The 16,980-nt window shown below is 58.2% G+C and carries 14 protein-coding genes and 2 tRNA genes; 12 read left to right on the top strand and 4 right to left on the bottom strand.

The features are described from left to right. The first annotated feature begins 500 nt into the window (after window positions 1–500). From CLG94_RS13275 to CLG94_RS07560, 11 genes are all read left to right on the top strand, one after another. Window positions 501–674, top strand: coding sequence for a hypothetical protein (locus tag CLG94_RS13275; RefSeq protein WP_161954081.1), 174 nt, complete (start codon window positions 501–503; stop codon window positions 672–674). A 275-nt stretch (window positions 675–949) separates the two neighbouring features. Continuing rightward, the gene (locus tag CLG94_RS07605) at window positions 950–1,684 is read left to right on the top strand and encodes an SDR family NAD(P)-dependent oxidoreductase (RefSeq protein ID WP_107562293.1); all 735 of its coding nucleotides are present in this window, start codon (window positions 950–952) and stop codon (window positions 1,682–1,684) included. Between the two features lie 37 nt (window positions 1,685–1,721). Then, window positions 1,722–2,519: an MBL fold metallo-hydrolase gene (locus CLG94_RS07600; protein WP_161954080.1), complete on the top strand. Its 798-nt coding sequence runs from the start codon at window positions 1,722–1,724 to the stop codon at window positions 2,517–2,519. Then, window positions 2,512–3,513, top strand: coding sequence for a RecB family exonuclease (locus CLG94_RS07595; RefSeq protein ID WP_107562289.1), 1,002 nt, complete (start codon window positions 2,512–2,514; stop codon window positions 3,511–3,513). Before CLG94_RS07600 ends, CLG94_RS07595 begins: the two co-directional genes overlap by 8 nt. Window positions 3,514–3,829: 316 nt before the next feature. Further along, window positions 3,830–4,288 carry a methylated-DNA--[protein]-cysteine S-methyltransferase gene (locus CLG94_RS07590; protein WP_239993169.1) on the top strand — a complete coding sequence of 153 codons (459 nt, stop codon included), beginning with the start codon at window positions 3,830–3,832 and terminating at the stop codon, window positions 4,286–4,288. Window positions 4,289–4,332: 44 nt separating this feature from the next. Beyond that, window positions 4,333–4,408, top strand: a tRNA-Thr gene (locus CLG94_RS07585). Window positions 4,409–4,590: 182 nt separating this feature from the next. After that, window positions 4,591–5,046 carry a tetratricopeptide repeat protein gene (locus tag CLG94_RS07580; protein WP_107562286.1) on the top strand — a complete coding sequence of 152 codons (456 nt, stop codon included), beginning with the start codon at window positions 4,591–4,593 and terminating at the stop codon, window positions 5,044–5,046. A 25-nt stretch (window positions 5,047–5,071) separates the two neighbouring features. Next, entirely contained in the window at window positions 5,072–6,127 is a 1,056-nt protein-coding gene (locus CLG94_RS07575; RefSeq protein ID WP_107562284.1) for a M48 family metallopeptidase, read from the top strand. Beyond that, window positions 6,128–6,850, top strand: a complete 723-nt coding sequence (gene ubiE / locus CLG94_RS07570) for a bifunctional demethylmenaquinone methyltransferase/2-methoxy-6-polyprenyl-1,4-benzoquinol methylase UbiE (RefSeq protein WP_107562282.1) — start codon at window positions 6,128–6,130, stop codon at window positions 6,848–6,850. Then, entirely contained in the window at window positions 6,847–7,719 is an 873-nt protein-coding gene (locus tag CLG94_RS07565) for a UbiA-like polyprenyltransferase (protein ID WP_107562280.1), read from the top strand. The genes ubiE and CLG94_RS07565 overlap by 4 nt, the downstream gene beginning before the upstream one ends. Before the next feature lie 300 nt (window positions 7,720–8,019). Then, complete coding sequence (locus tag CLG94_RS07560) at window positions 8,020–9,252, top strand: nitrate/nitrite transporter (protein ID WP_107562278.1); 1,233 nt, start codon at window positions 8,020–8,022, stop codon at window positions 9,250–9,252. A gap of 520 nt (window positions 9,253–9,772) precedes the next feature. Here the strand turns inward: CLG94_RS07560 and CLG94_RS07555 are convergent. Both CLG94_RS07555 and CLG94_RS07550 read right to left on the bottom strand, forming a co-directional pair. After that, window positions 9,773–9,848: transfer RNA gene (locus CLG94_RS07555), tRNA-Ala, on the bottom strand. A 618-nt stretch (window positions 9,849–10,466) separates the two neighbouring features. After that, window positions 10,467–11,645 (bottom strand): MFS transporter, encoded by a 1,179-nt coding sequence (locus CLG94_RS07550; RefSeq protein ID WP_107562276.1) that lies wholly within the window; start codon window positions 11,643–11,645, stop codon window positions 10,467–10,469. Between the two features lie 116 nt (window positions 11,646–11,761). On the opposite strand from CLG94_RS07550, the gene CLG94_RS07545 reads away from it, so the two are divergent. Continuing rightward, a complete protein-coding gene (locus CLG94_RS07545; RefSeq protein ID WP_107562274.1) occupies window positions 11,762–12,487 on the top strand; it encodes a 2-phosphosulfolactate phosphatase in 726 nt (241 codons plus the stop codon). A gap of 81 nt (window positions 12,488–12,568) precedes the next feature. Here CLG94_RS07545 and CLG94_RS07540 read toward each other — a convergent pair whose 3' ends face one another. Both CLG94_RS07540 and CLG94_RS07535 read right to left on the bottom strand, forming a co-directional pair. Then, a complete protein-coding gene (locus CLG94_RS07540; RefSeq protein WP_107562273.1) occupies window positions 12,569–14,101 on the bottom strand; it encodes an Rne/Rng family ribonuclease in 1,533 nt (510 codons plus the stop codon). A 70-nt stretch (window positions 14,102–14,171) separates the two neighbouring features. Then, window positions 14,172–16,775 carry a TIGR03960 family B12-binding radical SAM protein gene (locus CLG94_RS07535; RefSeq protein ID WP_133174663.1) on the bottom strand — a complete coding sequence of 868 codons (2,604 nt, stop codon included), beginning with the start codon at window positions 16,773–16,775 and terminating at the stop codon, window positions 14,172–14,174. Between the last annotated feature and the right edge of the window lie 205 nt (window positions 16,776–16,980).

Below are 16,980 nucleotides of genomic sequence, written 5' to 3'. Positions count from 1 at the left end.
GTACGGTCATGACAGGTGCCGGCTACGGATTACCCGAACCGTTGCATCCGGCCACCCGTATCAAGTGCGGCAACGAGGGAATGATCGCCAGGCGATCTTTCGGAATGACAGCGATTCGAAGGCGCACGATGACAGAGCGGCCACTGCAAAGAGACGGGTTCATCTGGGAGGTGCGCAGGAAACTGGACGAGTAATACACGTGTAGCAGAGGGGAAGACCAAGAAAGGATTTCAATAAATAGTGCGTGTACCAATATCACTATAGGGCGCCGCATCAGCGAGGCTGCCCGTTGCCTATTCCGACTCCCGCCATTGGAATGAGCACCAACTCTACTATTAATCTTCGGTGCCGCCAATGTAGTCAGTTTGGTGCTGTTATGATATAGTACGCATGCGCGTCTGCAGGACTCCTGGCATCGTGCTGCGCTGACGGTGTGTGCGTATGGGTCCGGCGAAGGGAAGCATCGTTACTTACAGCGTAAAGGGGGAGGAGGAGAAGACATGGCGGAGAAACAAGGAGCAAAACTTGCCAGCCGCACGAAGACCCAAGCCCGGAAGACGGCCGGTCAGTGCGTGTGTGGCGGAGATCTGATCTGGAGCATGGTCTTTAACCCTCGCGGTCGCATGATGAAAGTCTGCGAGAAGTGCGGGATAGCCATACCAAAGGCGGTGTAAGACACGGTAGCGAGCGGCCTCTCATGACGATAGGGCCTCCCGGAATGATCCGGGGGGCCCTATGTATTTCATCGCCGACGGGCGATTGGGGCCGGTAAGTTATGAGTCAAGGGCTGCGGAGCCCACTGGGTATTTCGGAGAAGTGGGAGATAGTCCTTGGCAGTGGATAGTCCACGCAGTATCATGCTCTCGCATCGGATATGTCACCCTGCAAGTCTGTCGAGCCATGCGTGAAGGCGTTGCGGGGCGGGGCTGTTGGGCATTGAGTGGGGGATATGGATCTCTGCGGACGAACGGCGTTGGTAACAGGGGCGGCCAGGCGTGTGGGCCGAGGAATCGCCTTGGCGATGGCCGGCCGTGGCGCGGACGTGGTGATCCACTACAAGAGCAGCGCCTCCGAGGCCCACGAGACGGTGGAGGCGGTGGAGCGTATCGGCCGGCGAGCGTTCGCCATCCAGGCTGATCTGGCGGAGCCTGATCAGGTCGAGGCGCTCGCCGACAACGCAGTCCAGGCATGTGGAAAGGTTGACGTCCTGGTTAACAGCGCTGCGATCTTCCGCATGACGCCCCTTGAAAGCCTCACTGTACAGGACTGGGAACAGTTCCTGCGAGTCAACCTTACGGGACCGTTCCTGCTGGCCAGACGACTTGGCCTGCTGATGCGGCAGCAGGGAGCCGGGAAGATCATCAATATCGCCGATGTCGCGGGGATCAAACCGTGGGCCGACTTCCTACCCTATTCTGTCTCCAAAGGGATGTTGATCACTATGACCCAAGGGCTGGCGAAGGCGCTGGCGCCGGAGGTTCAGGTGAATGCCGTGGTACCGGGAACCGTGCTGCTGTCGGAGGATTATGGCGAGAAGGAGCGAGAGTCGATCGTCAAGGGGACGCTGCTCAAGCGGATCGGCGACCCGATCGATATTGCCAAGACCGTCCTCTTCCTTGTAGAGGGCTCGGATTTCATTACCGGGCAAGTCGTAGTGGTGGATGGAGGTCAATCGATTCGGTAATGCGTCTATAGCGTCTATTGCGTGCAGCGTCCATAGCGTGCAGCGTTTATTGCGTCTACGCGATGGCCAACGACGCTACAGACGCAACGACGCTACAGACGCAACGACGCTACAGACGCAACGACGCTACAGACGCAACGACGCAATGGACGCAATGACGCTACAGACGCTCTACCTGAAACAGATTGAAGTAGGCCAGATGGCCAACTACGTCTATCTTATCGGCTCGACCAAGACGAAGGATGTCGCTGTGGTCGATCCGGCCTGGGAGATCGATAGGATCGTGGAACTTGCCCGGGCCGATGAGATGAGAATCACCCACATCCTCGCCACCCATACCCATCCCGATCATGTGGGTGGTAAGCTGTATGGTCTTCAGATTCAGGGAATCGCGGAGTTGCTCGAGCGGGTAGACGCCAAGGTGGTAGTTCATAGAGCTGAAGCAGGCCATCTGACCCCCCTCGCTGGATCGAACATCATGCGGGTCGATCATGGCGACACCCTGAACCTCGGCGACCTCACCATGACGATGATCCATACCCCCGGCCACACGCCCGGGTCACAATGCTTTCTGGTTCAAAATCGGCTGTTCTCAGGCGACACACTGTTCATCGGCTCGTGCGGTCGAGTGGATCTCCCTGGTAGCAGTCCCGATCAGATGTACGATTCGCTGACCAATAGATTGATGAAGCTGGACGATAAGACCGTACTCCTGCCCGGTCATAACTACGCCGCTGGCCGCACCTCCAGCAGCATCGGCGAGGAGAGGAAGCAGAACCCCTGTGTTCAGTCTCGCTCTCTCGCCGAGTTCCTTCGCACCGTGGGATATGTCTAAGCAGATCTACTCAGCATCCCGGCTCTCCACTTACGAGTCCTGCCCCCTTAAGTACAAGTTCCGCTACATCGATAAGATCACCAGTAAGGAGGAGTCGATCGAGGCATTCCTCGGATCACGTGTACATGATGTGCTGCATACGCTCTATCGAGACCTACAGCCCGGTGAAGATCCGAGCCTGCCTGATCTACTGAACGACTATCGCGAGCAGTGGGGGCAGCACTGGCACGATCAGGTGAAGATCGTAAAGCAGGACTTTTCGGTCGACTCTTACAAGCAGTTTGGCGAGCGTTGTCTGGGTAACTACTATCAGGCTCATAAGCCGTTCAACTACGGACAGGTAGTGGGATTGGAATATCAGGTGGCCACCTCGCTTGACCCCAATAGCTGCTACAACATTCAAGGATACATTGACCGTCTGGTGAGGATCGGGTCAGGATGCTACGAGATCCATGACTACAAGACGTCCGGTCGTATGCCGAGCCAGGAAAAGATCGATGTTGATCGACAGCTAGCCCTCTATCAGATCGCGATAGAAGGAATGTGGCCTGACGCCAAAGAGATCGAGCTGGTCTGGCACTACCTGGCTTTTGGAAGGGAACGCCGTTCAAGGCGAACGCCGACAGCGATCGAGAGGCTGAAAAGTTCGACGATTGCCCTAATCGATCACATCGAGGCCGATACCGAGTTCAAGCCGATCAAAACCAATCTTTGCCATTGGTGCGCCTACAAGAACGTCTGTCCGCTTTGGAGTGACCACCCCGATTCAACTCATGTCCAATCAATCAAGGCCTACGGCAATGGGCGATCAATGGAGGCCCAGACCGCGGTAGATGGCGGGGGGATTGACCTGCAATCTATTTCTCGCGACGCGCTCCGAGAGGCGATCGTGACGTCGGCCGAGCATGAAGGGGCAAAGATACGTGTTATCGAATACGGTCAGCTCTCTCTGGATCTGGGCGAGCCAATGACAACCGAGGGCCAGCCTGGATAGTACGGTGGACGGGTGGGTCCGGCTGTCATCCGAAAGCTTAGCCCTGCTCTTCAGGCAGGTAGAACTGGCGCGGTTGAGTGCCCCCTTTGTTGAAAAGCTGCAACGGTACCTGCAAACCAGGGTATAGGGTTTAGGGTAAAGAGCATAGCGCGCCGTCGTCTACACCATGAACCTCATGTGTCGCACTTCTCGCCTTATGCGTTACGCATCGGTTTCAACGCCGCTTGGATGGGTCCATGTAGCCTATCGTGGCAAGGCTGTTTGCTGTGTTGCCCTCGGGTCGGATGGGTGTGGCTTTGAGCGGGCATGCGAGAGGATGTTCGGCGTTCGACCGATACGGGATCACCGCCTACCGGAAGACATGGCCAAACAGGTACTGGATCATCTGACAGGGTGGCGGCGTTTCTCTGGCCGGATCGACCTGTCCCGCCTCACACCTTTCCAGCAGAGGGTCTTGCGAAAGATCCGGACAATCCCCACTGGTCAGGTGCGCTCATACCAATGGGTCGCGAAGGAAATTGGTGCGGAGCGAGCAGCCCGTGCGGTCGGGACAGCCTTGGCCAAGAACCCGATTCCGCTTCTAATCCCGTGCCACCGGGTGGTCAGGAGCGATGGCCGCCTCGGGGAGTATTCCGGAGGTGGCCCTTCCGTTAAGGCGAAGCTGTTGGCCTTTGAAGGCGTCGATCTGGAAGACCTGACGCGCATGCGTGGCCGCCGCGAAATCGCAACCGGCCGCCGGCGTAAGGGCGGCGCGGATCGCCCCCTGTCTCTGTAGCTTGACAGCCCTGACACCCTTGGCTATAGTATGGTCATCCTCGCGCCGGCGTAGCTCAGTTGGTAGAGCAGCTGATTCGTAATCAGCAGGTCGCGGGTTCGATTCCCATCGCCGGCTCCAGCCGTTTGATCGGTTCGTTGTCCTCTGGGCGCATCGCTGAAAATAGGATCGCGCGTGTTCTGCCTTCAAGAGACTTGGCCACCGTGCCGCGATGCAGGATGTCATCGTGAGGCGTGTTACGGAGGCTATAGATCGTTACCTGTCGATCGCGTTTCCTAATTGTTCTGACACTACGAGGCAAAATGGGCGTATTGGGACCATGCAGCTCTAATCGTTGCGTGAAGAAGCCGCGCCTCATCGGGCTCGCTACCGTGTTGGTTGTCCTTGTCCTCCAGGGATCAAGTCTCGCGCTTGAGGGTAAATCGCCAGAGGCCGAGGGTAAGCCGACCGCTAATCGAACGACAACAGCAGAGGCGCATTTAGAGCTCGGGGTCTCTTACCATGAGCGAATGTTCGCCGATCTCGACCAGGCGATTGCCGAGTACGAGCAGGCGGTCAAGCTTCGGGGCGACTTCGCCGAGGCACACTATCATCTGGCGCTCTCGTACCATACGAAGGCCAAATTGAGGGATGACGATAAGGTCCTGTATCGCAAGGCGCTGAAAGAATATAAGCTGTATCTGAAGTACCTGCCAAAGGGTCCATTGACTGAAAAGACTCGGCAGAACATTAAGGTAGTGGAGTCGAGGCTTCGATAAGCGTTCGGTGCGAGGACTGTGAGAGATGGATTGCTGTAACAGGGTCGGTAGGCGTGATTTCCTGCTGTTAGTCGTGGGGTCCTTACTTGGATTCGCTTCCCCTCGACGCGCCTATGGTTTCACCATCATATCCGAAACTGAGGAGAACGAGATCGGCAAGAAGGCGGATCAAGATATCCTCGGGCAGTTTGGGCGCTACCGCGATCAGCAACTGCAAGCGTATGTGGAGTCGGTCGGTCAGCGACTGCTCGATGGGATTGGCCCAACCAGTTTCCACTATAGCTTCAAGGTAGTCGATGTCCCGGAAGTAAACGCGATGGCCCTGCCCGGCGGCTACATCTACATCACCAGAGGAATGCTGGCGATGCTGAATAGCGAGGCGCAACTCGCCGGGGTCCTTGGCCACGAGATCGGCCACGCTACCTCCCGTCATGCGGCTCATCAGCTTACCAAAGCATTAGGCGCGCAAATCCTGTCGCTGGGTCTTATGGCCGTAAGTCCTGGCGGTCGTCAGAACACAGGGGAGTGGGCGAGGGTTTCGGGAGCTCTCTTCGATCACGTCCTCATGGGGTATGGCCGAGAGGCGGAGATGGAAGCTGACGAGCTAGGACTCCGCACGGCCTACCGCGCTGGATACGATCCCGGGGAAATGGTAGCCTTCCTCAAGGCGATGAAGATGAAGGAGCGACTGGAGGCGTTGGGCTATCACGGTTTTAAGGGGACCCACCCGGAGACCAACGACCGCGTTGTGAAGGCCGAGACCATGGCCTCCATTCTCATTGGGCAAGGTCGCGGCAGCCTCGAGGTGAAGGCAAACGAGTACAAAGCGCACCTCGACGGTCTGGTCTACGGGGCGAAGCAGGATAATCGGCGTCTGAAGATCTACGTTGCCAAAGATGGAGATACACCCGCAACCGTGGCCAGGGATGTGCTGGGCGATCAGCAACTGACGTGGGAGGTGGCGGATCTGAATGGGATCAAGGGAACGAGAACCTTCCGTGCGGGCGACCAGGTGAAACTGCTGTCGCCTGTTCCCAGAGGATCGTATGGAGGGCGGCAGTTGGAACTCTCCCCGAACTGAATGGAGGCGAATGGAGGGGCAAGAGATGGCGACGTCATTCGCCGGATGTTTGGCGGTATTGCGCCTCGATACGATCTCCTCAATCGTCTTCTCAGCCTTGCACGGGACCGCTACTGGCGCCGGGAGGCTGTGGCTCAAGCCCAGCTCCCTTCGGGCGGGGTGGCGCTGGATGTCTGCACCGGGACTGCCGACATGGCTCTTGAGCTGGCCGAGCAGTTTCCATCAGCCAGGGCGATTATCGGAGTAGACTTTTGTCCGCCGATGATTCGTATCGCGGCGGAGAAGGTGGCCCGCAAGGGGCTGACAAACCGTATCCGGCTGCAGGTCGGCTCCGCTGAGGCCCTGCCGTTCGGCGCCGATACCTTCGATGCGGTCACCGTTGCCTTCGGCATTCGCAACCTGGTGGATCGCAAGTGTGGGCTGGCGGAACTCTGTAGGGTGCTGCACCCAGGGGGTGTGGGGATCGTCCTGGAGTTTGCTACGCCACAGGGGCCACTCTTTGGATGGCTCTACCGTGTGTATTTCCATCGCGGGCTCCCCTGGCTGGGGGGCCTGATTTCTGGAGACTCCCAGGCGTACAAATACCTTCCAGCCTCTGTGTCCGCCTTCCCCGCCCCGCAGGAGCTATCCAGGATGATGGAGGAGGTGGGTTTCCACAATGTGTACTTCCGCACCATGACCGGTGGAATTGTCACCCTTCACGTGGGAAGGAAATTGGCGTGAACCTGGTGCAGCCGGCCATTCGCAAGACGGCCCTGTTGCTAGATCTGATCAAGTTTTCCCACACGATCTTCGCGCTCCCGTTTGCCTTCATGGGCGCGATACTGGCCGCTCGAGGGGTCCCGGCGCTGTCGATACTTCTCTGGATTATGCTAGCCATGGTTGGCGCGAGGAGCGGGGCCATGGCGATGAACCGTCTGGCTGACCAGGAGATCGATGCCAGAAATCCCCGCACGCGGGAGCGGGCCCTCCCACAGGGACTGGTCCGGCGCGGAGAGGTGATCCTGCTCATGCTTGGATCCTTCGCGCTTTTCCTATTCGCCGCCGCCCGGCTGAATCCCCTCTGTCTCAAGTTGGCTCCCTTTGCGATGGCGGCGCTGATCCTGTACTCCTACACCAAGCGCTTTACCTTTCTCTCCCACCTGATCCTGGGGCTGGCGCTGGCCATGGCGCCTCTCGGCGCATGGATCGCTGTGACTGGCGAGGTAGCGGCGGCTCCGGTTGTGCTCGGCCTCGCCGTACTCTTCTGGGTGGCCGGATTTGATATCCTGTACGCTATGGCCGACATTGACTTTGATCGGGCCAGCGGTCTCTATTCGATCCCCGCTCGGTTCGGAATAGCGAGCGGGATGACCATTTCTCGAACCTTACACGCGCTGACCCTGCTCCTCCTCCTGCTGCTGATTTTCCTCTCGGGCCTGCGCTCTTTCTACCTGACTGGTGTCCTCCTCGCCTCGGGCCTCTTAGTGTATGAACACCTGCTCCTTATCCGCTACGGCCTGAAGCGACTCGACGCCGCCTTTTTTACGGCCAACGGTCTCCTCAGTATCACCCTATTCTGTTTCACCCTCCTCGACTTGCTTCTGTTGTAGCGAAATCCTTTGAACATCTACCGGCTGGGTTTGGTCTATCCGGTCTGTTTGGTCTGGTCATTACCCATAGCCTGTCTCCCCCCTTGCCAAAGAGGGTCTAGAATATGGGTAATCTCTCGTTTGTCCGCTTCGCGCGGTGATTTCCTCGGTGCCTCCGATGATTGGCGGCCGGAGACAGAGTGATGGGCCCCTCATCGGAATATCGATGAAGGGCTTTTTCTTTTCTAGATCCGAGGGCTGAGCGGGAGCGCGCTGACGAAGCAGCCCGTACAAGAGTAGACGGTACACAAGAGGTCCGGAATGCCGTTCAAAGATTTCACCAAGGTCGGGCACCCCAGAACCCTCATCAGCGCGTTTCTGTATTTCACCATCCACTGCATGATCTGGGTTCTCATGGGGGCCTTGGGAGTTTTCATTGCCGGCGAGTTGGATCTGACCGGCAGCCAAACAAGTCTCATAGTGGCCATCCCGATCCTCACCGGCTCTCTCCTCCGAATCCCAGTCGGAATCCTGGCCGACCAGTTCGGCGCCAAGAAGACGGGTGCTGTGCTTCAAATCCTGGTTCTCCTCCCGCTGCTTGGGGGATGGCTCGTGGCCGATAGCTTCGCTTCCGTAATAGCGGTGGGGCTCCTCCTCGGCTTCGCCGGGGCCGGCTTCACAGTCGCCATCCCAATGGTCAGCCGATGGTATCCGCCAGAACACCAGGGGCTGGCCAACGGGATCGTCGGCGCCGGCAACCTCGGGGCAGCCCTCGCTGCCCTGATCGCGCCTTGGCTGGCGGAGGTAGTAGGATGGCGACATGTCTTCGGCTTGGCGATTCTCCCCGTCTTGCTCACATTGGCGATGAGCCACTGGCTCGCGAAGGAGAGTCCTAACCGTCCCGTCCCCAAACGGTGGTCGGAGTCCCTGAAGATCCTCCAGGAGAGCGACTGTTGGTGGTTCAACCTCTTCTACGCTATAACCTTCGGCGGCTTTGTCGGGCTGGCCAGCTTCCTCGTCATCTTCTTCCATGATCAGTACGGTCTCTCGCGGGTGATGGCGGGCAACATGGCCGCCCTGTGTGTCCTGGCCGGAATTCTATTCAGGCCGGTAGGCGGGTATCTCGCGGACCGCATGGGTGGAGTGCAGCTCCTCTCGATCATCTTCGGCGCCATCGGCGTCCTGACCGCAGGCGCGGGGCTCCTCCCTCCACTCCCTGTGGTGACCGTCCTCCTCTTCCTGGCGATGGCCGCCATGGGGCTCGGCAATGGGGCGCTCTTCCAGGTAATTCCACAGAGGTTCCGGAGCGAGATCGGCGTTGCTACCGGGGTCGTGGGCGCGATGGGTGGAATTGGCGGATTCTTCCAGGTCATGCTCCTCGGCCTCCTCAAGGATCTGACCGGCTCGTATGGAACCGGGTTGCTCCTCTTTGCCCTTGCGGCCTTGGCAGCCGTCGTGGCGCTGCAGGCCCTTCGACCTGGCTGGCAGGCATCCTGGCTTCAACCGGCCCTTCTGGCTAAGCAGGCCTCAGGCTCTCCTCGATATAAAGAATAGTGGTATTGAGCCCAAATGGTGCAGTGGACCTCATGCGTTAGCCGCTGTTGTAGTCGGAACTACAGTGCAGGCCTCCACCCCTGTCTCCGCCGAGCCGCCAGACCCCGTTAGTGCTCGCTTCCTACCAACCGCCATCCCGTTCCAACGCCGGCGTCGCGACTCTTCCACCATTCGACCTCACGGAACCCAATGTACCTCCGGTGGGAATGAGGAATTGCTGCCCAATCTCTCTATCTCCGGGCTATTGGATTCTCGTCGAGCGCTATGATAGGATATCGCACAATGGCGTCAAGGGTGACGGCTAGGGTCCGGGATATAGCCTGGCATGCGTGGGAGAGTGCGCGATGTGCGGGCTCTCGGGAGAGGGGCGCTGCGGAGCTTGGTCTCGTGGGATCGGGCTGGTTGCACTCGCCCCGGCGTCTGTTTGGGTCGTCAGGACGTCTATCCGATGCGCTGGGAGAATGCTAAGGCGGGACGATCAGGCTACGCGCCGACTACGCCAACGAATGGGTGAAGTAATTGGTGGAGCTGACGGGATTCGAACCCGTGACCTCCTGACTGCCAGTCAGGCACGCTCCCAACTGCGCCACAGCCCCACATTGAAAAGTGTATTAACGGGGATGATTTAAGCGGACATGGGGAAAACTGTCAAGGGAAATCTTCCCCGTGTTGTAACCATTCAGTGAGAGGGGGGAAATCATTAAAATAAAATGTGGTATGTTTTTATAAAATCCCCCTTAATCCCCCTTTTTCAAAGGGGGAAACGGGTAGTCCCCTTCTTTGGAAAAGAGGGGCTAGAGCCTGCCCCGGCATGTATTAAGCCGGAGGGAGATTTTCCACCCGTAACTGAATGGTTACCCCGTGTTCTGTGCTATCAGGCTCTAACGTGGGTCACCGCTTGAGGTAAAAATGAAAGAGACGCCCCGTTACTGTTTCCTTTGCGGCAGGGCAATCGCACTCCAGGAAACCTTTCTCCTTGCGGAAGGGCCAACCTCGGATATTGTCCGAAGTATCTGCCGCCCCTGCTATTTTCGTAGGAGCCTCGAAATTCGCGAGGCGGTGAGAAGAGAGAGCGAAGAAGGGTTCATCCGCTAGTGTAGTGTATTCAACTCTTCGTTATACATTCCGTTCGCCCTTCGACAAGCTCAGGGTGAACGGTAGATGTAAAGAAGTGGTAGACGCACTACGCCAGAAGTGCGATTGATGCCGTCAGGTTATGCGGTCTTTACCTGGGACATCAGTATGATGCCTGAAGCTGCGGCAACCAGCAGTGCTGCCATCACGAACTCCGTCCCTAGTGTACTGAGAAATCCCGCAGCCGCTCCGCCTGCGAAGCTGCCGAGGAATTGCAGAGAACTGTAAGTCCCCAGCGCTGTCCCATACATGGTCTTAGGTGACGCTTTGGTGATGAGGCTGGGCAGGATCGGTTCAAGACTGGTGTAGCCGGCAAAGAAGAACACGCCTGCAATAGTGAGGACCAGTAGCGGATGGTCTTGGAGTCCAAGGTCAGCTCCTCGAAAGAGCAGCCATCCACTGATCGCAAGAACAACGAAGGCCATCACGCCCATCGATTTTGCCCAGCCCCGGTCGGCTGCCCTGGAGGCCCCAAACATCACGACAGCGGCGGCGAGGACCATCGGGCCAAGCAAGAGGTAGTAACTTTGCAGGGGCAGGTGGCGGCGAGCCAGTAAGGGAAAGTAGAAGAAGAAACTACTCATGAAGAACGACATGAGGAATCCACAGACACCCAGCTTGATGATGCCGGGGATCTTGAACACCGAAGCGACCGATGGCCGGTCGCCAGAGACGTCAGCCGTTCTTCGCTCCCTTGGCGGCTCCTTGATGGCAACCGCCACGTAGATGGATGCGAGCAGGCTCAGAAGGCCGGACAGCCAGAAGAGGGACGCATAACCGCTGAGGCTTGCGATCATCGGTCCAGCCAGGATGCCGCCGACGAAGGAGAGGCCAATGGAGATCCCGAGGAAGGCCATTGCGGTTGCGCGATTCTTCTCATCGACCGAATCGGCCACCATGGCGAATGCGACAGAGCTGACGGCGCCGGTCCCTTGGATCAGGCGCGCGGCGATGAGGGCGTAGATGTTGGGAGGGACGGCGGCCAGGATGGAGCCCACGCCGTGAAGTATGAGGCCGATGATCAGGAGAGGTTTCCTCCCAAATCGGTCGGACAGCCAGCCGAACGGGATCTGAAGCAGGGCATTGGCCAGCCCATAGCTACCGAGGGCAAGACCGATCAGTGGTTTTGAGCTGGTAAATTGCTCTCCATAGAGCGTAAAAATGGGAAGTACGAGAAAGATGCCGAGCATCCGAATCGCGATGGCGACGCTCAGCGTGGCTATAGTTCGCTTTTGATCCGACGAAAAGTTAGCACGCATTATCCGGAACCTTCCTGCTGAAAGGTGATGGCCACCTGTTCATAGCAGGTCTTCAGAGGGGTGTCAATGGAGTTGGGGCAGGGCGTTGGTGGGGTTACTGAGATGGGATCACCATCGTGATCGTCGAGGTGGCATTCAGTCGGTTGGATCCTGCCTGCCGGTCCGCCTCTGGTCGAGCAGTGGCTGTGATCGACGTGATACGAGCCACGACGACCATCACCATGGCGCTGCACCACGGTTGTGCTGGTGTCATCCCTGTACGAACGCTGAGCGAGGCCAGGGCTGTGGCGCAAAGGCTAGGCGGAGGGGCCATACTTGCGGGAGAACGGAGAGCAGGCAAGGCGGTAGGCTTTGAACTCGGGAATTCTCCAGCCGAATATGGGCGAGAGCGCGTCCGGGATAAGACGGTTGTCCTGACGACAACCAACGGGACCCGCGCATTCCAGGCTGCCCCAGGGGCTCAGGCAATAATTGCCTGCTCATTCTTAAACGCGGCTGCCACCGCACGCTGGCTCAGAGGAACCGGGCTCGACATCCTCATTGTGTGCGCGGGTACGCATGGCCGTTTCTGCTTGGAAGATGCTGTGGGCAGCGGGATGTTGATCGATCGCTTGCTCTGCATCTCTGATCGCGCGCTTGAGCTCAGCGATGCCGCCAGGGCCGCCCACCAACTCTTTGCAACCTATCGGGACGACCTGCTTGGGATGCTCCGAGGCTGCGAATGGGGAAGACATATTATTCACAAAGGCCTTGGGGCGGACCTAGAGATCTGCGCGCAAGTGGATCTGACCGACATCGTGCCCGTCATGCACAAAGACCGCCTTGTGGCGGAGTACACATGAGGGACAACAGCTAAAAGCCTTTAGCCTTCAGCCTATCTACCTGAGTAGTTGCTCGCCAAGTAGCAGATCTCAACCTCTGCGCTACCCCTCCAGCAACTGGTATTTCCCGGGAGCCAAAGATTCTTCCGGAACCAGGATGATCTCTCCGCCGTAGGTCTGCTGGAGCGCTTCGATTACCTCGCCATCCTCAGCTCGGAACCAGTCGATCAGGTCGGGATGGGCACGGATCCGGACCATGGGGATCCGCTTGCTGAACAACCGCCACTCTACCTCTCGAAGGACTTGATGGGCGATGGAGGGGGTTGAACGGACGTAGCCAAGACCGCCGCACGCAGGGCATGAAGCGCTCAGGGATTTGTTCAACCCTTGGCGGACCCGCTTCCGCGTCATCTCGACCAGGCCAAGCTCTGATAGGAGTGAAACGTTGGTGGGGGAGCGGTCTGGCTTCAGTGCCTCCTTCAGATCCTGGAGCACCCGATCCCGACTCTCCTGCCGAGCCATGTCGATGAAGTCGATGATAATGATCCCACCCAGGTCTCGTAAGCGCACCTGGCGCGCGATCTCCCGGGCCGCCTCCAGGTTGGTCTTGAGGACCGTCTCTTCAAAATCGTGCTTGCCGACATATTTTCCGGTGTTGACATCGATGGAGACTAGCGCCTCCGTCTGCTCCAACACGATGTAGCCACCTGATTTGAGCCACGCCTTGTGTCGCAGCGCTTTCTCGATCTCTCGTTCAATACCGAACGACTTGAAGATCGGCTCATCCTCGGTGTAAAGAAATAGATGCGACTTCAGATCGGGATGCAGCGACTCGGCATACTCCAGACACCGCTCGTACTCCGTCGGACTGTCTACCACCAGGCGGACCACCTCCTTCGTGAAGAGGTCGCGGAAAATCCGGAAGATCAGGTCCAGGTCCTGCTGTACCACTGCCGGGGCGGTGAGTGTTTCGGCCTTGTCTTTGATCTTTTTCCAGAGGGACCGGAGAAACTCGAGGTCGGCCTCGATCTCGTCTTTCTCCTTACCGATCCCGGCGGTTCTGACGATGACCCCCTCCCGTTGAGGGTTAATCTCTTCGATGATCTGCTTCAGCCGGGATCGTTCCGCTTCGTCCTCGATCTTCCGCGAAACCCCGACGTGCTGCTCGGTAGGCATATAGACCAGGTGGCGGCCGGGCAGGGTGATGTGAGAGGTGATACGAGCGCCCTTGGTCCCGAGTGGCTCACGGGCCACCTGCGCGACAATCTCCTGGCCCTCCTTCAGGATTTCCTCGATGCTGGCCTGTGGGCGGCGACCTCGAGCGAAGTTGGACCTCGGCTCATCGGAGAGGGGTTCTCCTGGCTCGTCATCCTCGCCGATGGTGAGCAATTGCTCAAATTCCTCCACGTCCTCGAAGATGTCCCGAACGTACAGAAAGGCATCCTTCGCCAGGCCCAAATCTACGAAGGCCGCCTGCATCCCAGGAAGGATTTTTAGCACACGCCCTTTATAAATGTTTCCGGCAATACTCTTATTCTTCGAGTCGTCGATCAGCAACTCGACTAGAACGCCGTCCTCCAGGACGGCCACTCGAGTTTCCACGATGGAAGAGTTCACAATAATCTCGCGTTTCATTGAGCGATAATCGCTTTCTCCTTAAGCAGGTGGATTACTAAACGTTAATGCTCGCAAGCGGCAAGAGCTATCACTGCTCGCCATCCAGGATCAGCGCAACTCTTGCCACACGCAACTTCGCCTCCCATTCATCACACTGGCCGTCAAGCGTATCTTTTAGCAGGTGAGCCATAATCACGTGTGGTCGCACACTGCTGCCATGACCCGTACTCAGGCGGAGGTCCCAACAGAACGCACTTCCCTCTTCGCGCAGCGCCACTAACGCCAGGATCTGCGGCCGGACATCGACATCCACGAGCCTATCCTTTCGCCTGACGCGGACCGGGATGCTTGGCCGATCGAGCCACTCATTGCAGAGCGCCTGGGAGCTGAGCTTCACTCGGATCTCCTGGGAGGAGCTATCCAACGGCAATGAGACTCGATAGTTGAGCTCCCGCACCAACGGTGTAAGCGAGGGCGACGCCAATGGAACCTCCCAGGCTCGGAGCAGGTGTAGCTCCGGTGCCAGGGACCGATTGACTCGTGCCACCAACTCCTCTGGGGCTATGGCCGCGCTCAACTCGATGTCCGCCAATTCCTGCCACCCCTCGACCCCCACTGGAAGCGCCATGGCACACGCGAGTTTTGGTTGGGGGTTATACCCCTGGGAGTAGGCTACGGCTATCCGAGCCCGACGCACCGCCCGGCCCAACGCCTTCATTAACTCCAGGTGCGAAAGATACCGCAGCACCCCGATCTTCTGAAAAATAAACCGGATGCGCTGAACGGGCGCTTCATATAAAGTTTTGAGTTTTGAGTTTTGAATTTCGGGTTCAGCGCCAGGAACAACGCACGTCGAACTCGAAACTCGAAACTCTGGACCCGAAACTTTCATTCCGACCTTCTCCGCCCAGGTTGGCCAGTTGGGCTGGCAGATCTCGCCACAGGCCGTGCATGGAGCCGTGTGACAATCGGCCGTCCCGCGGACCTCTAACGCCTTCTTGTACTCTCGCTGTAGGAACGACTTGTTGACGCCGATGTCGATATGATCCCACGGTAGCGGTTCATCCAGATTGCGCGGCCGATTAGCGATCGCCTTCGGATCGATCCCTGTCTCGTCGAAGGCCTGCATCCATAGGTCGAACCTCAGATGTTCAGTCCAGCCGTCAAGCCGACACCCGAGTTCATAGCCACGAAGGATGGCTCGACCAAGTGAGCGGTCACCCAGGGAGAAGACCGCCTCCAGGAAGGAGGACTGGACATGATGCCACTTGTACGACACTTTCGCCTCTCGTAACTTTCGCTTCAGGAAATCCTGCTTTTCCTTGAGGATATCCATCGGCTCCTGTGCGTACCACTGGAATGGGGTGTGGGGCTTCGGGACGAACGAGGAGGTACTGACTGTCAGCCCAAAGCCTCGAGCCGACTCCGCCCGCGCGATCCGCGCCGATTCCCGCGTGATGCGAATCATCTCGTCCAGGTCCGTCTGCGTCTCGGTCGGGAGCCCAATCATAAAGTAGAATTTCACCGACTCCCAGCCGGATTTGGCGGCATTCCTCACGGCCATGAAGATCTGTTCCTCGTCGAACCCCTCCTTATTGATCACCTTTCTAAGCCGCTGGCTTCCGGCCTCCGGCGCGATGGTGAAGCCGGTCTTTCGAACCCGTCCGATCTCCTCGGCCACCTGCGGAAAACGGTTCAGGGCTTCAACCCGCAGGGAGGGGAGGGACAGCGAGATCTTCTCCGGCAAGAGATCCTCCATGAGCGGGTGGATAAGATGAGGGAGATCGGTCAGATCGGCGATGCTCAACGAGCCTAGCGAGACCTCTTCATACCCCGTCCCTCGTCTTGCCTGCAGGGTCATCTGCATGATCTCCTCGGCGGATCGCTCTCGAAGCGGTCGGTAGATGTAGCCGGCTTGACAGAAGCGGCACCCCTGCGTACATCCACGCATCACCTCGATACTGACGCGGTCGTGAACGATCTCCATGAATGGGACCAGAAACGCGCCATAGTCGATCCCATCGAGGTGGATCGCTGTCCGCTTGCGAATCGTCTCGCCCTGGTGGAGCGCGGGCACGTAGCAGCCTTCGATCTTGGCCCATGCCTCGAGGAGCTCTTCACGCGGCCCCCCCGTTGCTTTCCACTGCATGACCGCTTCGCAGATCTCTATAATCGCTTCCTCCGCATCGCCGAGCAGGAATAGGTCGATAAAGTCGGCGATCGGCTCCGGGTTGAAGGCGACAGGACCACCCGCGATCACGAATGGATCCCCTTCGCGGCGCTGCTCGCTCTGGAGCGGGATACCGGCCAGGTCCAGCATGTTCAGGAGCGTCGTGTAGGAGAGTTCGTACTGCAGCGTGAAGCCAATCAGGTCGAAATCCGCCAGGCTGTAGCCGGATTCAATGGTGCAGAGTGGAACCCTCTGCTGCCGCAGCAGCCGCTCCGCATCCACCCACGGCGCATAGGCCCGCTCCGCCATAAACTCCGGCCGCCGGTTCAGGATCTGGTACAGGATCTTCAGGCCCAGATGGGACATGCCGATTTCGTACGTATCGGGAAAGGCTAACGCGACTTTGACTTTAGCGTTGGCGGGGTCCTTCTTGATGGCGTTCCATTCCATCCCGATGTACCGGGACGGCTTACTCACTGCAGGGAGAATCTCATCCACTATCACTTGCCGAAAGCTATGCACTCACGCGTCTCCTTGTTCACCCACGGTAACGCCACATCCCGGAAATCATACACTATGGCCACCTCAAAGGCAATCTTCGGGCGATTCGGGCGATTCACGCCGCGTCACGAAGTTCTTCCGAGACAGACCCCACCGTGAGATAATAGCGTGAACCCAGAGGTGACCATTCAATGAGAATACTGGCACTCATGGTCTCTACTCTTGA

Origin of the sequence: Candidatus Methylomirabilis limnetica, from assembly GCF_003044035.1 — a bacterium.
GTDB classification, from domain to species: Bacteria; Methylomirabilota; Methylomirabilia; order Methylomirabilales; family Methylomirabilaceae; genus Methylomirabilis; species Methylomirabilis limnetica.
This window is presented reverse-complemented; position numbering and strand designations above follow the sequence as displayed.